Annotated in this window: 15 protein-coding genes; 6 read left to right on the top strand and 9 right to left on the bottom strand. The window is 70.2% G+C overall.

Going from position 1 to position 15,863, the window contains the following annotated elements; genetic code table 11:
* Positions 1 to 93: 93 nt before the first annotated feature.
* Both ACFYZA_RS11575 and ACFYZA_RS11570 read left to right on the top strand, forming a co-directional pair.
* Complete coding sequence (locus ACFYZA_RS11575) at positions 94 to 792, top strand: DUF1707 domain-containing protein (protein WP_382594361.1); 699 nt, start codon at positions 94 to 96, stop codon at positions 790 to 792.
* Positions 793 to 943: 151 nt separating this feature from the next.
* Positions 944 to 1,297 (top strand): WhiB family transcriptional regulator, encoded by a 354-nt coding sequence (locus ACFYZA_RS11570; protein ID WP_382594358.1) that lies wholly within the window; start codon positions 944 to 946, stop codon positions 1,295 to 1,297.
* A 101-nt stretch (positions 1,298 to 1,398) separates the two neighbouring features.
* Here the strand turns inward: ACFYZA_RS11570 and glpX are convergent, their stop codons facing one another.
* The gene (gene glpX, locus ACFYZA_RS11565; RefSeq protein ID WP_382594355.1) at positions 1,399 to 2,430 is read right to left on the bottom strand and encodes a class II fructose-bisphosphatase; all 1,032 of its coding nucleotides are present in this window, start codon (positions 2,428 to 2,430) and stop codon (positions 1,399 to 1,401) included.
* A gap of 126 nt (positions 2,431 to 2,556) precedes the next feature.
* On the opposite strand from glpX, the gene ACFYZA_RS11560 reads away from it, so the two are divergent.
* Positions 2,557 to 3,099 (top strand): DUF4245 domain-containing protein, encoded by a 543-nt coding sequence (locus ACFYZA_RS11560; protein WP_382594352.1) that lies wholly within the window; start codon positions 2,557 to 2,559, stop codon positions 3,097 to 3,099.
* A gap of 203 nt (positions 3,100 to 3,302) precedes the next feature.
* Here the strand turns inward: ACFYZA_RS11560 and ACFYZA_RS11555 are convergent, their stop codons facing one another.
* From ACFYZA_RS11555 to ACFYZA_RS11540, 4 genes are all read right to left on the bottom strand, one after another.
* Positions 3,303 to 3,893 (bottom strand): malonic semialdehyde reductase, encoded by a 591-nt coding sequence (locus ACFYZA_RS11555; protein ID WP_382597398.1) that lies wholly within the window; start codon positions 3,891 to 3,893, stop codon positions 3,303 to 3,305.
* A 427-nt stretch (positions 3,894 to 4,320) separates the two neighbouring features.
* On the bottom strand, positions 4,321 to 4,551 hold the full coding sequence (locus ACFYZA_RS11550; RefSeq protein WP_382597396.1) for an exodeoxyribonuclease VII small subunit: 231 nt from the start codon (positions 4,549 to 4,551) through the stop codon (positions 4,321 to 4,323).
* Positions 4,552 to 4,561: 10 nt separating this feature from the next.
* On the bottom strand, positions 4,562 to 5,776 hold the full coding sequence (xseA, locus tag ACFYZA_RS11545; protein ID WP_382597394.1) for an exodeoxyribonuclease VII large subunit: 1,215 nt from the start codon (positions 5,774 to 5,776) through the stop codon (positions 4,562 to 4,564).
* Positions 5,777 to 5,785: 9 nt separating this feature from the next.
* On the bottom strand, positions 5,786 to 7,261 hold the full coding sequence (locus ACFYZA_RS11540; protein WP_388489533.1) for an APC family permease: 1,476 nt from the start codon (positions 7,259 to 7,261) through the stop codon (positions 5,786 to 5,788).
* A gap of 114 nt (positions 7,262 to 7,375) precedes the next feature.
* On the opposite strand from ACFYZA_RS11540, the gene ACFYZA_RS11535 reads away from it, so the two are divergent.
* Complete coding sequence (locus tag ACFYZA_RS11535; RefSeq protein WP_382597390.1) at positions 7,376 to 8,365, top strand: 4-hydroxy-3-methylbut-2-enyl diphosphate reductase; 990 nt, start codon at positions 7,376 to 7,378, stop codon at positions 8,363 to 8,365.
* A gap of 47 nt (positions 8,366 to 8,412) precedes the next feature.
* Positions 8,413 to 9,165, top strand: coding sequence for a polyphosphate--glucose phosphotransferase (ppgK, locus tag ACFYZA_RS11530; protein WP_382597388.1), 753 nt, complete (start codon positions 8,413 to 8,415; stop codon positions 9,163 to 9,165).
* Between the two features lie 172 nt (positions 9,166 to 9,337).
* Here ppgK and ACFYZA_RS11525 read toward each other — a convergent pair whose 3' ends face one another.
* Positions 9,338 to 9,991, bottom strand: coding sequence for a DUF6542 domain-containing protein (locus tag ACFYZA_RS11525; RefSeq protein WP_382597386.1), 654 nt, complete (start codon positions 9,989 to 9,991; stop codon positions 9,338 to 9,340).
* A 174-nt stretch (positions 9,992 to 10,165) separates the two neighbouring features.
* On the opposite strand from ACFYZA_RS11525, the gene ychF reads away from it, so the two are divergent.
* Entirely contained in the window at positions 10,166 to 11,254 is a 1,089-nt protein-coding gene (ychF, locus tag ACFYZA_RS11520; protein WP_388489529.1) for a redox-regulated ATPase YchF, read from the top strand.
* 114 nt (positions 11,255 to 11,368) lie between these two features.
* On the opposite strand, the gene ACFYZA_RS11515 is transcribed toward ychF, so the two are convergent.
* The 3 genes from ACFYZA_RS11515 to ACFYZA_RS11505 all read right to left on the bottom strand — a co-directional run bounded on the left by ACFYZA_RS11515 (position 11,369) and on the right by ACFYZA_RS11505 (position 15,739).
* Positions 11,369 to 13,279: a DNA/RNA helicase domain-containing protein gene (locus ACFYZA_RS11515; protein ID WP_388489525.1), complete on the bottom strand. Its 1,911-nt coding sequence runs from the start codon at positions 13,277 to 13,279 to the stop codon at positions 11,369 to 11,371.
* A gap of 111 nt (positions 13,280 to 13,390) precedes the next feature.
* The gene (locus ACFYZA_RS11510) at positions 13,391 to 15,448 is read right to left on the bottom strand and encodes a DUF2075 domain-containing protein (protein ID WP_388489522.1); all 2,058 of its coding nucleotides are present in this window, start codon (positions 15,446 to 15,448) and stop codon (positions 13,391 to 13,393) included.
* Positions 15,449 to 15,610: 162 nt separating this feature from the next.
* On the bottom strand, positions 15,611 to 15,739 hold the full coding sequence (locus tag ACFYZA_RS11505) for a DUF6408 family protein (RefSeq protein ID WP_388489520.1): 129 nt from the start codon (positions 15,737 to 15,739) through the stop codon (positions 15,611 to 15,613).
* Positions 15,740 to 15,863 lie beyond the last annotated feature (124 nt).

The following is a 15,863-nucleotide window of genomic DNA, read 5'->3' as shown; positions in this document are numbered from 1 at the left end:
GGGGACGGCCGGCGCGCGCCCGGTCCGGGGGAAGCCGAGGTCGGCGCCTCCCGCGACTAGTCGCGATCTATCGCGTTTGGGTACGCTGACCCCGTGGACCTCGAAAAGCACGCCAAGGCGGATCCCGCGCAGCCCGCGAAGGCCGACCTCACCAAGCATGCCGAGCCCCCGGCGCTGCGGGCCTCCGACGCCGACCGGGACCGGATCGCCGACATCCTGCGCGACGCCCTGGCCGAGGGCCGGCTCGATGCCACCGAGCACGCCGAGCGCATCGACGCGGTCTACCGCGCCAAGACCGTCGGTGAACTGGAGCCCCTGGTCCAGGACTTGCCCGTGAGCGGAGCCCGCGCCCGCCCGGTGGCCGCGCCCCGGCCGCACGAGGTGGAGGAGAGCGGGGTGCCGGTCGACGCGGAGAACCTGATCGCGGTCTTCTCCGCCTCCACCCGCAAGGGCCGCTGGCGGGTCGGCAGGCGCACCAACGCCTTCTCGCTGTTCGGCAGCGTGGAGATCGACCTCACCGAGGCGCTCTTCGAGCAGCGTCTGACCGTCATCAACGCGACCGCGATTTTCGGCAATGTGGAAGTGCGGGTGCCGGAGAACCTGAGTCTGCGCGGCAGCGGCACCGGCATCTTCGGCAACTTCGAGGTGCACACCCTCGAAGCCGACGATCCGGAGGCTCCGGTGGTCGTCGTCAATGGATACTCCGTCTTCGGCAACATCGAGGCCAAGCCGAAGCGGGGCAAGCTCATCGCCGACCTGCACCAGAGGCTGCGCAAGCGGCTCGAATCCTGACGTCCGGATCCGCGCGCGGCGACGCCGGGTTCAGGCCATCGGGCGTCCGAGCGCAGTTCCGCACTACGGAACTCAGTGCATAGGCCCGCGTACAGCGGGTAGGGACTGTCGCATCGTCGCTCGCTCGCGAAGCCGTCGTCAGGAGTAGACCGTGCTGCATCCGCCGCATCATTCCCTGCAGGTCGCCGCCGTTCCGCCGCAGCGTGGTCCAGCTCGGGAGGACCAGGCGGGCCCGTGGCACGCGGAGGCGGTCTGCCGCCGGGACGAGGCGGGTCTCTTCTTCGCCCCCTCCAAGGAACCGACGGCCGCCCGGCTCTCCCGCGAGGAGGCCGCCAAGCGCGTCTGCGCCCGCTGTCCCGTGATGGTGGAGTGCCGCGAGCACGCCCTGCTCATGCCCGAGCCGTACGGAGTCTGGGGCGGCCTGACCGCCGCCGAGCGCCGTGTGGTGACCGCCCGCCGCAGGCGGCGCGAGGTCGAGCTGAAGAAGTCCGCGTCCGCCGCGTAGCTCCGCGTGCGGGAACGCGTGGTCTGCGTACGTGAAGGGGTGCCCCCGCCGCACAACGGGGACGCCCCTTCACATACGTACGAACTGCCTTGGTTCCAGGGCTACTTGGCCCGGTCGAAGTCGATCGCGCTGTACGCGCGCAGCTTGGACAGGCGGTGCGTGGAGTCGATCTGGCGGATGGTGCCCGACTTCGAGCGCATCACGAGCGACTGGGTGGTCGCGGTCTCCCCGCGGTAGCGCACCCCGCGGAGAAGCTCGCCGTCGGTGATGCCGGTCGCGACGAAGAACACGTTGTCGCCGCTGACCAGGTCGTTCGTGGAGAGCGTACGGTCCAGGTCGTGCCCGGCGTCGAGCGCGCGCTGACGCTCGGCCTCGTCCTTGGGCCACAGCTTGCCCTGAATCACACCGCCCAGGCACTTGATCGCGCAGGCGGAGATGATGCCTTCCGGGGTGCCGCCGATGCCCATGAGCAGGTCGACGCCGGTGCCCTCGCGCACGGCCATGATCGAACCGGCGACGTCGCCGTCCGAGATGAACTTGATGCGCGCGCCGGTCTCGCGGATCTCCTTGACGATGCCCTCGTGGCGCGGGCGGTCGAGGATGACCACGGTGACGTCCTCGGGCGAGGACTTCTTGGCCTTGGCGACCCGGCGGATGTTCACCGACACCGGGGCGTTGATGTCGACGAAGTCGGCGGCCTCGGGGCCGGTCACCAGCTTGTCCATGTAGAACACGGCGGACGGGTCGAACATGGCGCCGCGGTCGGCGGCGGCGAGCACGGCGATCGCGTTCGGCATGCCCTTGGCGTTCAGGGTGGTGCCGTCGATCGGGTCGACGGCGATGTCGACCTCGGCGCCGGTGCCGTCGCCGATGCGCTCCCCGTTGTAGAGCATGGGGGCTTCGTCCTTCTCGCCCTCACCGATGACGACGACGCCGTTCATCGAGACGGTGGAGACGAGGGTCCGCATGGCGTTGACCGCCGCGCCGTCCGCGCCGATCTTGTCCCCGCGGCCGACCCAGCGGCCCGCGGCCATGGCGGCGGCCTCGGTGACCCGGACGAGCTCGAGGGCCAGGTTGCGGTCGGGAGCCTCGGGGGAGACCTCGAGTTCGGACGGCAGATGATGCTCGGTCATCGGAGCGCACCTTTCTGTACGGCGACGGCCGCAGGGTAAGAGGGTGCTAGGACTCTATCCGCACGTCGACAAATTGAGCAGAGGGGTCCACGTATGAGCGCCGACATGACCTGAGAACATGGGGTCGTGGCAGGAACGCGCAGCAGTAAGCAGACAGTCCGGAACATGCTGCAGTCGTTGGTGGTGATCGGCATCGCTGCGGCTGTGATCTATGTGTTCATCCCGCACGACGAATCGGACGCCCCACCGCTGAAGGCGGTCAACTACAAGGTCGAGCTCTCGACCGTGCGCCGGGCCGCACCGTACCCGGTGGCGGCCCCCGTCGGCCTGCCCGACCAGGACAAGTGGAAGGCGACCTCGGTGTCGTACGACGGCGCCAAGAACAACGCCTGGCACCTGGGCTTCCTCGACCCGCAGAACCAGTACATCGCCGTCGAGCAGTCGACCGCGCCCCTGGACAAGTTCGTGGCCGAGGTGAGCCGGAGCGCGACGAAGACCGAGAAGTCGCAGCAGATCGCCGGCGCGACCTGGACGTACTGGGACGGCCCCAAGTACGACGCCCTCGTCCGCCAGGACCAGGGCCACACCACGGTGGTCACGGGCACGGCACCGTACGACCAGCTGGTGACGATGGCGGGGGCGCTGGAGTCGAAGAAGACGGCGGACTGACGTCCCACGGTTTTCGTACGCATACGACGAGGGCCGCCGCACCGGAACGGTGCGGCGGCCCTCGTCGTATCGAGCGTGCGCTCGGACGCGCCGAGCGGTGACTCAGACGGTGGTGACGACGTCCTCGTAAGCCAGGCGCGGGCTACGCGGACTGTGTCTGCCCGGGGGGCAACCCCCGGACCCCCGGGCCGGACGGCCCGTGGTCAGACGGTGGTGACGACGTCCTCGTAAGCCAGGCGCGGGCTACGCGGGAACCAGGCGTCCTCGCCCGGCTTGCCGATGTTGACGATCATCAGCGGGGTGTGGTCGTCGTCCAGGAACTCCTTCTGCACACCGGCGAAGTCGAACCCGGTCATCGGGCCGGCGGCCAGGCCGGCGGCGCGGACGCCGACGATGAAGTACGCGGCCTGCAGCGCGGAGTTGAGCAGCGCGGCGCTCTCGCGGGCCGGGCGCTCCGAGAAGAAGGCGTCCTTGGCGGCCGGGAAGTGCGGGAAGAGGGCCGGGAGCTCCTCGTGGAACTCGTTGTCCGCGGAGAGGATCGCGACCAGCGGCGCGGCGGCGGTCTTCGGGCGGTTACCCTCGGCCATGTGCTGCACGAGGCGCTCGCGGGCCTCGGGGGAGCGGACCAGGGTGACGCGCAGCGGCGACTGGTTGAAGGCGGTCGGGCCGTACTTGACCAGGTCGTAGATCGCCTGGACCTGCTCGTCGGTCACCGGCTCGTCGGTGAACGTGTTGGCAGTGCGGGCCTCGCGGAAGAGGAGGTCCTGGGCGGCGGGGTCAAGGGCGAGGGACATCTGAAAGCTACCTTCCGGGCTGCTGATCAAGCGATGTCTCCGACGGTACGGCAGGTTTAGGTTAACTTTCAACTAAACCGGGGTTTGCGTGATCAGACTCACAGGGCGGGCTGTGCCTCGGTGCGGTGCGGGTTGCTTGAACCCGCCTTCGGCTGCGGACCGTGCGTGGCCGGTCGCGCCCACGCGGCGGAGCCGCATATGTCACAGCCCCGCGCCCCTAAATGCCTTGGTGCCGGGCCGCGTTGGGGCATTTCAGCCCGTCCGGCGTTTGAGGACGAGCGCCGTTCAGGCGCGAACGGGGGTCTGGGGGCGGAGCCCCCGGGGGCCCGGAACCAACCGACCCCGGGCTACGGGCGGGAGGGTGGGAAAACGCCCCCCGGGTCCGGGGCGGAGCCCCGGGTAACCCCGGGGGCCCGTACCGGAGGGGTCAGCTCTCCTCGGCCGGGTCGGCCAGCGCCGCGTCGAGGCGGGCGCGAGCCCCCTCCAGCCAGCGCCGGCACACCTTGGCCAGCTCCTCCCCCCGCTCCCAGAGCGCGAGGGATTCCTCCAGCGTCGTACCCCCCGCTTCGAGCCGCCGTACGACATCGATCAGCTCGTCCCGCGCCTGCTCGTACCCCAGTGCCGCATCACCCGATGCGACCTCGTCCGTCTTGGCCATGCGATCCACCCTATGTCCGCGGTACGACAGTGACGTGCAGCTCGCCCTCGGCGACCCGGGCGCGCAGATCCTCCCCGGGCGCGACCTCGCCGGGGGAGCGGACCACCTCGCCGCCGGCCCGCTGGAGCACCGCGTACCCCCGCTCGAGCGTGGCCGCCGGCGAGAGCGCCACCACCCGGGCGTGGGTGTGCGAGAGCTCCGAGTCGGCCCGGTCCAGGAGGTGCCCGAGGACCCGGCGCGAACGGTGGACCAGCGCGTCCACCTCGTCCGCCCGGTCGTCCAGCATCCGGTGCGGCCGCTCCATCCAGGGCCGTGCGAGCATCCCCGCCAGGCCTCGCTCCTCGCGGTCGACCAGACCCACGACATGGCGGCGCGCCCGGTCCCGCAGCAGCCGGACCCGGTCCAGCTCCTCGCCCACGTCCGGCACGACCTTCTTCGCCGCGTCGGTCGGCGTGGACGCCCGCAGGTCCGCGACCAGGTCGAGCAGCGGCGCGTCCGGCTCGTGGCCGATCGCCGACACCACGGGCGTACGGCACCGGCCGACCGCGCGTACCAGCTCCTCGTCCGAGAACGGGAGCAGGTCCTCCACGCTGCCGCCGCCCCGGGCCACGATGATCACGTCGACGTCCGGCCGCTCGTCGAGCTCCTCGACCGCCCGGACGACCTGCGGCACCGCGTGCACCCCCTGCACCGCCACGTTGCGCACCTCGAAGCGCACGGCCGGCCAGCGCCGCCGCGCGTTCTCCAGGACGTCCCGCTCGGCCGCCGAGGCCCGCCCGACCACGAGCCCCACGAGCTGCGGCAGGAAAGGCAGTTGGCGCTTGCGGTCCAGCGCGAAGAGCCCCTCCGCGGCGAGCGTCCGCTTCAACTGCTCGAGTCTGGCGAGCAGTTCACCGATGCCGACCGGCTTTATCTCCACCGCGCGCAGCGAGAGCTGGCCGCGCGGCGCGTACCACTCGGGCTTCGCGTGCACGACGACGCGCGCGCCCTCGGACACGACGTCGGCCACCGCGTCGAACACCTGCCGGTAGCAGGTGACCCCCACCGAGATGTCGTGCGAGGGATCACGCAGCGTCAGGAACACCACGCCCGCGCCGGGCCGCCGCGAGAGCTGGGTGATCTGCCCCTCCACCCAGACCGCCCCGAGGCGGTTGATCCACCCCCCGATGAGGCGGGACACCTCGCCGACGGGGAGCGGCGCGTCCGCACTCGTATTCAGAGCCATGTACGCAGGCTAGCCCGCGCCACCGACAGTCCCGCCCGGCGCCGGGGGCTGGGAGTCGCGGCCGTCGCGCCGGCCCCACTGGATGGCGAGGACCACCAGGCCCAGCGCGAGCCAGCCGAGGCCGACCAGCTGGGCCGTGGTCGTCGCCTCCCAGACCACCGCGACGATGACGGCCGCCCCGAGGACCGGGACCACCACGTGGCGCAGCCAGTTGGGGGCGCCCTCCATGCGGCGCACCGCGTACCAGGCGATCACGGAGACGTGCAGCAGGAAGAACGCGGTCAGCGCGCCCATGTCGACCACGGAGACGAGGTGGTCCATGCCGTCGTCCCGCCGGGCCGCCCACACCGCGGCGACCAGCGTGACCACGGCGGCCAGCAGGAGCGCCGCGCGCGGCACCCCCGACGCGGTCCGCGACAGGACGTGCGGCAGCCGCCGGTCGCGGGCCATCGCGAAGACGAGCCGGCCCGCCGCGGCCTGCCCGGCGAGCGCCGCGAAGGCTGCCCCGATCGCCTTGCTGACCGCCACCAGGGTGTGCAGCCAGCCGCCGACCGAGGTCTCGACGGTGTCGTAGAACGCCGAACCCTGCTTGACGGGGTCGGCGGCCAGCTGGGCCGACGACATCGGTTCCAGCAGGGCCGCCAGATAGGACTGCGCGACGAACAGGAACCCGGCCAGGACCAGGCAGAACAGCACCGCGCGCGCCACCTTCGCCGAGCCGCCCGTCACCTCCTCGGCGAACGTGGCGATCGCGTCGAAGCCGAGATAGGACAGGACCGCCACCGACACGGCACCCAGCACCGCGCCGAGAGTGAAACCGGCGTCCCCGGTCAGCGGCGACAACCAGCCCCGCTGCGCCCCGTCCCGTACGAGCACGACCACCGCGGCCACGACGAAGACGAGCAGCACCACGATCTCCATCGCGAGCACCGCGAAGCCCACCCGGGCCGCGGCGCGTACGCCCCACAGGTTCAGGAGGGTGGTGAGCACCACGGCGATGGCCGTCCACACCCAGCGCGAGACCGAGGGGACCAGGGAGTTCATCGCGATGCCGGAGAAGAGGTAGGCGACCGCCGGGATCAGCAGGTAGTCGAGCATCGCCATCCACCCGGCGATGAACCCCGGCCCCTCGCCGAGCGCCTTGCGCGCGTACGCGAACACCGACCCGGCCAGCGGGACGACCCGGACCATCTGCGCGTAGCTGTACGCCGTGAACCCCATGGCGACCGTGGCGACCAGGTAGACCAGCGCGACGGCGCCGTGCGACTTGGCGTCCAAGGTGCCGAAGATGCCGACCGGGGCCATGGGCGCGATGAAGAGCAGCCCGTAGACGACCAGGTCCCGGAATCCCAGACTCCGCCGCAGTTGCCCGGCCCCCTCGGCCCCCTCGGCCCCCTCGGCCCCCTCGGTCCCCTCGCCGGGGCCGGTCCCCTCGGGGCGGCGGGGCCTGCCGGAATCCTCGTGCTCCTCGCGTACGCCACTCATGCGCCCAGTCTCACCGGCTCCGCGATCTTTGGCCCGCCGGGGGCGCCGGTCGGGCGCCGGGGAGGACGGCGGCGTTGCGTGGGGCCGGTCGGGCTGTCCGTGCCAGCCCCTACCATGGACGGCATGACTGCTACTGCTGCCCGCCGGGTCCTGCTCGCCGCTCCCCGTGGCTACTGCGCGGGCGTGGACCGTGCCGTGATCGCCGTGGAGAAGGCCCTGGAGCAGTACGGGGCGCCCATCTACGTCCGGCACGAGATCGTCCACAACAAGTACGTCGTGCAGACCCTGGAGAAGAAGGGTGCGATCTTCGTCGAGCAGACGGCGGAGGTGCCCGAGGGCTCCATCGTGATGTTCTCCGCGCACGGCGTCGCCCCGACCGTCCACGCCGAGGCCGCCGAGCGCAAGCTGGCCACCATCGACGCCACGTGCCCGCTGGTCACCAAGGTCCACAAGGAGGCCGTGCGGTACGCGAAGGAGGACTACGACATCCTCCTGATCGGCCACGAGGGCCACGAAGAGGTCATCGGCACCTCCGGCGAGGCCCCCGAGCACATCACCCTGGTCGACGGCCCGGACGACGTGGCCAACGTCGAGGTCCGCGACGAGTCGAAGGTCGTCTGGCTCTCCCAGACCACGCTCTCCGTCGACGAGACGATGGAGACGGTCGACGCCCTCAAGAACAAGTTCCCGAACCTGCTCTCGCCGCCCAGCGACGACATCTGCTACGCCACGCAGAACCGCCAGGTGGCCGTGAAGAAGCTCGCCGAGGACGCCCAGCTGGTCATCGTCGTCGGCTCCAAGAACTCCTCGAACTCGATCCGCATGGTCGAGGTCGCCCTCGACGCGGGCGCCCCCGCCGCCCACCTGGTGGACTTCGCCGACGAGATCGACGAGGCCTGGCTCGAGGGCGTCAGCACGGTCGGCCTGACCTCCGGCGCCTCCGTGCCGGACGTCCTGGTCGACGGCGTCCTGGAATGGCTGGCCCAGCGCGGCTACGGCGACGTCGAGACGGTCAAGACGGCGGACGAGTCGATCACCTTCTCGCTGCCCAAGGAGCTCCGCCGCGACCTGCGCGCCGAGGCGGCCGAGCTGTCGGGCGAGTAACACCGTCCAGCACGTCGCACCGCGCGTCCGCCCGTAACGTGGATCTCATGAACGCCATGAAGAACGTGTTCGGAGTGGACGTCGGCGGAACCGGCATCAAGGGTGCCCCCGTCGACCTCGATCGGGGCGACCTGGCGCAGGAGCGCCACAAGGTGCTGACGCCGCACCCCGCCACCCCCGATGCGGTGGCGGACCGCGTCGCGGAGGTCGTCGGCCACTTCGGCTGGTCGGGGCCGGTCGGCATCACCTTCCCCGGGGTGGTCACCGCGAACACCGTCCGCACCGCCGCCAACGTCGCCAAGGACTGGGTGGGCGTGGACGCGGCCCGCCTGCTCGGCGACCGCCTGGGGGACATGCCCGTCACCGTCCTGAACGACGCGGACGCGGCCGGCGTCGCCGAGATGCGCTTCGGCGCGGGCAAGGGCCGCAAGGGCACGGTGATCCTGCTGACCTTCGGTACGGGCATCGGCAGCGCGGTCTTCATCGACGGCAACCTCGTCCCCAACACCGAGCTCGGCCATCTGGAGCTGCACGGCCACGACGCGGAGAAGCACGCCTCGACCAAGGTCAAGGAGGACGAGGACCTGAGCTGGTCGCACTGGGCCCGCCGGGTCCAGAAGTACCTCGCCCATGTGGAGATGCTGTTCTCGCCGGAGCTGTTCATCATCGGCGGCGGGGTCAGCCGCAAGGCCGACAAGTTCCTGCCGCTCATCGAGGGCATCGAGGCGGAGATCGTCCCGGCCCAGCTGCAGAACAACGCGGGGATCGTGGGGGCGGCGATGGTGGCGTCCGGACGGTAGCCCGGCGGCGAGCACCGGGCTCGGCCTAGCCCGGGCGGGGGCTTGGGCGGGGGCTTGGGCGGGGCTTGGGTGGGGGTTTGGGCGGCGTTACGAGGGCGGTGCCGCGACGGCGGCATTACGAGGGTGGCGTTACGAGGACGGGTGCTGCGAGGCCCGTCCCCCCCCACCCGGGTCAGCGGCGGGCGTCGGCCTTGCCCGGGCCCCGGGCCTTGAGGGAACCCCCGGCCTTGACGGAACCCCCGGCTTTGACAGGGCCGCCGGCCTTGAGGGGCCCGCGCCGACGCCCCATGAGCCGCACCTTCCGTACGGTGGCGATCACGCCGGCCACCAGCGTTCCCGCGTACAGCCAGCCCGCGTGCAGGGCGAGCGCGGTGACCACGGCCATCGCCTGACCGCCGAAGCCGCCGGTGCCGCCCGCGACCGGGATGATCCCCACCGCGAAGGCGATGGGCACGCAGATCGGGGCGGTCACCAGGTCGGCGGGCCGCACCCACAGCGCGGTCACCGCGCAGACCGGCAGGAACAGCACCCCGTACACCGCGGGCGAACCGTCGAAGAGCAGCCAGTCCAGGGTGCCCAGCGCGAACATCAGGGCCGCGGCGAGGAGCCCGCCGCCGAGCCCGGTGAGCCGGGGGGACGGCAGTCTGCGCAGCGCGAGGACGATGGGCGGCACCCGCCGGGTGCGGCCGGCCGCCCGGTAGACGGCGGCGCTCTCACCGGTCACCGCCGCGCCGGCGGGCACGCCGAGTGGCGCCCGGGAGGGCCCCGGCGCCGAGGTCCGTGCTCGCTGTCCGTTCTGCGGGGTGCGCGTCCTAGATTGCTCCACCGCACCAACGTAGGTCGCGACAGGGGCGCAACCATCCATTGGACACGCCCTTTGAGTGAGCTTGCCCCTGCGTTCGACGGTCCGGGGCCGTCACGGCCGGTATCGCGCGCCCGTAAACTGGTGGGCGGTCCACCCTCCGGACCGTCCACCGCCCTCGTACCGGGAAGTCGCCACGTGTCGCTCACGATCGGAATCGTCGGTCTGCCGAATGTCGGCAAGTCGACCCTGTTCAACGCCCTGACCAAGAACGACGTACTGGCGGCCAACTACCCGTTCGCCACCATCGAGCCGAACGTCGGCGTCGTCGGCGTCCCCGACCCCCGCCTGGCCAAGCTCGCCGAGGTCTTCAGCTCCCAGCGCATCCTGCCCGCCACGGTCGACTTCGTCGACATCGCCGGCATCGTGCGCGGCGCGAGCGAGGGCGAGGGCCTGGGCAACAAGTTCCTCGCGAACATCCGCGAGTCGGACGCGATCTGCCAGGTCATCCGCGCCTTCAAGGACGAGAACGTCGTCCACGTCGACGGCAAGGTGTCCCCGAAGGACGACATCGAGACGATCAACACCGAGCTGATCCTCGCCGACCTCCAGTCCGTCGAGAAGGCGGTCCCGCGCCTGACGAAGGAGTCCCGCCTCCAGAAGGACAAGATCGCGGTCCTGGCGGCGGTCGAGAAGGCCCAGAAGATCCTCGAGGCGGGCGACACCCTCTTCTCGCACGGCATCACGAAGGGCACGGAGCAGGGCGACCTGCTGCACGAGCTGCACCTGCTGACCACCAAGCCGTTCCTGTACGTCTTCAACGTCGACGAGGACGAGCTGGTCGACGAGGACTTCAAGAACGAGCAGCGCGCCCTGGTCGCCCCCGCGGAGGCGATCTTCCTCAACGCGAAGATCGAGTCCGAGCTGATCGAGCTGGACGACGACGAGGCGCTCGAACTCCTCCAGTCCATGGGCCAGGAGGAGCCCGGCCTCGCCACCCTCGGCCGCGTCGGCTTCGCCACCCTGGGCCTCCAGACCTACCTGACGGCCGGCCCCAAGGAAACCCGCGCCTGGACCATCCCCCAGGGCGCCACGGCCCCCGAGGCGGCCGGTGTCATCCACACCGACTTCCAGAAGGGCTTCATCAAGGCCGAGGTCATCTCCTTCGCCGACCTGATCGACGCGGGCTCGGTAGCCGAGGCCCGCTCGCGCGGCAAGGCGCGGATGGAGGGCAAGGAGTACGTCATGCAGGACGGGGATGTTGTGGAGTTCCGGTTCAACGTGTGACCGGGTGAACCAACAGGCGTGTGCCTGACCCGGCGAGCGCGCGGGTCGTAAGGGGTCGGCTCATTCGTGAGCCGGCCCCTTCGCGTTTCGGGTACGGGGGTACTCGCTCCTCGTCTAGCCCCTGCTGATCGCCGGGACGGCAGCATGGGGCTGACTGTCCAGCGCGGCGGTGCCGACCAGCTCCCGCAGCTTCTCGCGGGTTTCGGCATCCGTGGAGTAGAGCACCGTGCCGATCATTCCGCGTGTGAGCAGCACCTTGTAGGTGTTGCGGATCAGGCGGTCGACGGCCGCGTCCGGAGTCGACTTCTTGAATACCGGGTCCTTGGACGCCGTACGGTCGGTGACCCAGCCGTCGCGGCGCCACACCAGGTCGGGGCCGATGATGACGCCGCTCCAGTCGTACTCGAAGCCCTGGGCCGTGTACACACAGCCCACCTGTCCGAAACCGGCCGGGTCGGTGGCCCACAGGGCGGCTGGAGGGGCGCCTTCGACGGCCCGGTCACCGAAGACGTTCCAGGGCCGTTCCCACTCTCCGATGACCACATCGGCCGGCAGGCTCTGCCCAGGGGCCACCTTCTTCGTCCACTTCCAGCAGTAGCCGGCGGACATGCGTGCGCTGTACTTCCGCGAGCGCTGTTCCTCGAGGAACGCTTCCATCTCCTGCGGGCTCTCCGCGAGCAGGAGTCGCATCCTGCCGTCGGGTTCCCATGCCGTGGCTCCACCTGGCTCGAGCCCCAACAGCCGCACCACCCACCGGAGATACGCATCGCTGCCCCCGCACCGGAACTGGCTGTCCAGCGGCACCACGTGACAGCGGAGCCCCTTCTTCGCGGCGGCCGCCTTGATCTCCGCGACTGTACCCATCTCACCGGGTCGCACGACTTGGTGCTCGTCCAGCAGGAAGACCGGGACGCGTGCGGCGTCGATGAGTTCCTCGATCTGGGGCTTGCCCGTGCGGTTCGCCGCCGACGTGTACCGGTTGGCGGACGTCTCCCTCATGCGGTGGGCCTCGTCGCAGATCAGGACGTCGAGGCTGTTGTGCTCGGCGGTCATGAAACTGTTGAAGTACTTGAAGAGCTCCTGCACCTCACGCTTCCGGGCGCCCGCGACCTTTCTCATTGTCGTGGTGAAGGAGCTGGAGCCGGTGGCGTGCAGCGCGGTGATGCCCTGCCGGTACAGCTCGCCCAGGAGCGACAACGCGATGACGCTCTTCCCGGTACCGGGCCCGCCGGTGACGATGACGACTTCCTTGTGGTCGGACTGCTTGGCCCGGCGAACGGAATTGAGAACCGTGCGGTAGGCGATCTGCTGCTCGTCCAGCAGGACGAACTGCTCACGCTCACGCACCTCTTGGGCGGCTGCCGCCATGAGCTGCTTGGAGGGCCCGATCCTTCCGTTGACCAGTTCGTCCGCGGCTTGAGCGCCGGACGCTTCTCCCAGCTTCGTCCGCAGGAAATCGATGAACTCGCCCCGGCGCGCGCCGATGAACAGCTGGCCGTACTGGTTCTGCTCGGCTTCGAAGAGGCCGGCGACGCCGAACTCGGTCGCGTTGTGCAAGTACGCGGCGCCATGCACCCGCTCCGGGTGTTCGGCCAGTGCCCCGTTGAAGGAGATGAGGTACTCGCAGTAGCCGCGGACCTGGTCGACGGGGTTGAGCACCGCGCGACGGTAGGCGTCCACCCGGCAGAGCGACGGATCGTCGTCGTCCGGCTCCGCACTGCTCCACTGCTTCAGTTCCACGATGACGTACGAAGGCAGCCCGGTGTGGGGGTGGACCCCGGCCAGTACCGCGTCGGCCCGCTTGCTGTTCAGCGGCAGCCCGTACTCCAGGAGCATTTCCACCCGGCCGAGCCCCGCGTCGGTGAGCGCGTTCGCGAGTGCCGGGATGCTCCGCTCCCACGAACGGATCTCGGACGAACCGGGTTTGTGGCCGTGCACGTGGACGAACTGCTCCGTCAGGCGGAGAAAGAGAGCGCCGGAAAGGCACTCGGCGGCAACCGCGGCGGCGGAGTCGCGGAACAGCAAGGTATGCCCCCCGGGCAGCACGAAGGTACTCGTGCGGGTGGGGGCATGTCCTTGGTGGCTCCGCCGGGCGGAGTGGAAGCCCGGCGGGCCGCAGCTACGACGGGATCAAGGTTACCCGGGACGCCTGCTGTAGGCCGGGGGCAGTTGGGATCCCTCCGCGGTGAGCTGCGGTTGGGCACCATCGAAGTGCTGCATGCCGATGGTGCCCGTGATGAGTCTGCGAAGCTCGTTCTGGGTCTCCGGGTCGACGGCGTAGACCACGGTGCCGACGACGCCCCGGGTGAGCAGCACGTGGTACGCGTTGCGGATGCAGCGGTCGACGATCGAATCGTCGACCGGACCGCGGAAGGCGGGGTCGCACGAAGCGGACCGCTCGATCCTGAACTTTCCGTCCCGGAACAGCAGGTCGCGCCCGATGATGACGCCGTTCCAGTCGTACTCGAAGGTCTGCGCCGTGTAGACGCAGCCGATCTGTCCGATGCCACGGGAATCGGTGGACCAGAGGTCGGACTTCGGCGCGTCCGGAACGCTGTGCTCCGGCTTCACGTTCCAGGGCATGTGCCAGTCGCCGATGCGTACGTCGTCGACGAGGTGCTCCCCGGCTGGATTGCTCCACGGCCAGCAGAAGCCCGCGGTGATGCGCGCCGTGGCTCCCGCCCGGCCACGTTCCCGGATGAACCGCTCCATCTGCTCGGGGGAGTCGGCGACCGTCAGGGTCATCCGCCCGTCCGGCCGCCAGGTCACCGGATCGGAGGCGTCGAGACCCAGCAACTGCTGGACCCAGCGTTGGTACCGCTTGCTGCCGCCGGCCCGGAACGTCCCTTCCAGGTCCGTCACTTCGACCAGGCAGCCGCTCTCCTCGGCGAGTTCCTTGAGATAGCGGGCCGTACCCACCTCGTCCGGACGGATCGACTGGTGGTCGTCGAGCAGGAAGATCGGTACTTTCGCCGCTCGGATCACCTCGGTGGCCTGCGGCCGATTGTCGTCCCGCAGCTCCTTCGGCGTCCAGCGGTACGTCGAGCTGCGGCGCATGCGGTGCGCCTCGTCGCAGATGAGGACGTCGATGCTGTCCGGCGGGGTTTCGCTGAAGCTGTTGAAGTAGCGGTACAGCTTGTTGGCCGCACGACGCTTGTCCGCCACCTGCCCCGGCCGTGCCGTACCGAGCATGATGTCGCGCAGGGTCTCCGTGTAGGCATGGGAGCCACTGGCCAACACGGCCTCGCGGCCCTTGAGCCCGAGCGCCCGCTGCAACTCCAGGGCGACGGCGCTCTTGCCGCTGCCGGGGCCGCCTCGCAGGATGTACACGCGTTTGACGCCCGGGTCGGAGGCGGGGGCATGGGCGGTGCTGGGCTCGTAGAACAGTCCGACGTCGAAACCGGTGAAGCGCGCCGTCTTCTCCAGATGCCGGGTGATGCGGTCGACCGCGACGTACTGCTCGTCCAGGAGCGTCAGGCCGCCGCCCCGGACGGACCTCTGCCGCGCCACATCGGTGACCTTGAGCAGGGGGTCGCGGCGTGCCTGCTCCAGCGCGAGTGCCGCTCCCTTTCCCGAGGCCGCGGTGAACCGGGAGGTCAGGGCTCTCCGGAACCGACCCAGGTCGTCGAGCGTGTAGAGGAAACCGTGGTCGCTCTCGGGCAGTTCGAAGAGAGCCTCCACGTCCGCGTCACGCGCGTTGTGCAGCAGTGCTACGCCCATCAGGGGGTCCGCGCTCTCACGAAGGTGCGGCAGGTAGCGCATCATGTACTCGCAGTACCGCTGGACCTGCCGCACCGGATGCAGCTTGTTCTTCCCTTCGCCGAACCCGAGGTCGACGGCGATCGGGCAGCGAGGGTCCACCGTGGCGTGGCGTACCTGCTTGAGTTCGACCGCGAGGTAGGAGTCCGCCCCCGTACCGGGATGCCGGCCGCACAGCACCAGGTCGACCGCGGAGTTGGTGTGCGGCAGTCCGACCTCGACCTGTACCTCCACCGCGTCGAGCCCGCAGTCGAGCAGCGCTTTGACCACTACGGGGATGCTGTTGTTCCACGACGCGACATCGTGCGACCCGGGCGTGCCTCCCTTGATCCGGGAGTGCTCGCTGATCAGCTGCTCGGTGAGCGGGAGTTGGGACGAGCCGGGCCGGGCAACGACGAGTTGACCGAGTTCAGCCGCGGACAGTTGCAGGAGCACGAAGGTTCCCCAGGCACGAGATGACTCGTGCGGGTGGGGGCGTGTCCTTCGTGGTTCCGCCGGGACGGACCGGAAGCCCGTCGGGCCGCAATGACAACCCGTAGATTAACCCGGGCCGAGGGGGTGTGGGCGGGCCCCTGGAGGCCCGCCCGTCCGCCGGGCTCAGCCGAGGCGGTGCACCACGATCTGCGCCAGCGCCCACATCAGGTTCGAGCCGAGGCTCACCGTGATGCCCACCAGGACGTCACGGACCCAGGTGCGAGGCTTGGGCGTGTACTCGACGGTAGCCATGGAAATGCGTCCCCTTCGGTTACGACCGGTGACGGTGCCGGTTGGCTCCCGCCGGGAGCGCACCATGGGGCCGCGTCACCGAACCGAAAGGGCCTACGTCTCCGCAGGTCGCGTCGCGTACAAC

This window comes from Streptomyces sp. NPDC001828 (assembly GCF_042892175.1).
Lineage (GTDB): Bacteria > Actinomycetota > Actinomycetes > Streptomycetales > Streptomycetaceae > Streptomyces.
Note: the sequence above shows the minus strand (reverse complement) of the source record. Positions and strands in the feature narration are given on the sequence as shown.